The organism is Bowdeniella nasicola (assembly GCF_001907295.1).
Lineage (GTDB): Bacteria > Actinomycetota > Actinomycetes > Actinomycetales > Actinomycetaceae > Bowdeniella > Bowdeniella nasicola.
The window spans coordinates 1-524 of record NZ_MQVR01000203.1; the positions used below are offsets into that span (position 1 = coordinate 1).

Sequence of the window (524 nt, forward strand, 5' to 3'; positions counted from 1 at the left end):
ATGACGCGGGCCTACAATACCGCCGACTGGCCAGCCGCGTGGGCGAAGGAGGACGCCCAGCGCAAGGGCGGGCCGTTGCGCACGCTGACCAAGCACGATGTGCAGGTGCAGCTTCGAGCGATCACCGAGCAGGGCTACCACTTCAAGGACGTGCTCTCCCGCGCCCAGCAGGGCTTCGCGTCCGAGCTGCGCGAGACCCGGAACCTGTGGGCGCACAACGAACCCTTCAGCTCCGATGACGCATCGCGTGCGCTCGACACGATTGAGCGTCTGCTGCACGCGGTCGGTGCGGTCGATTCCGCTGAGGACGTGCGGAAGCTGCGCGTTGATCTGCAGCGGACGGTGTTCGAGGATCAGACCCGCAAGCAGGTGAAGCGTACGAAGGTGTCGCTGGAACCTGGCTCCGGTCTGCGTCCGTGGCGTGAGGTGATCCGGCCCCACGATGACGTGGCGCGCGGCGCGTTCACCGCCTCGGAGTTCGCGGCCGACCTCCACCTGGTCCACACGGGGCAGGCGACGAGCCC

The 524-nt window shown here is 67.9% G+C and carries 1 protein-coding gene; it reads left to right on the forward strand.

Annotation, left to right across the window (positions count from 1 at the left end; all coding sequences use genetic code 11):
• Nucleotides 1-524: Swt1 family HEPN domain-containing protein (locus tag BSZ39_RS13085; RefSeq protein WP_245792536.1), on the forward strand; the 524-nt coding region annotated here is incomplete at both ends.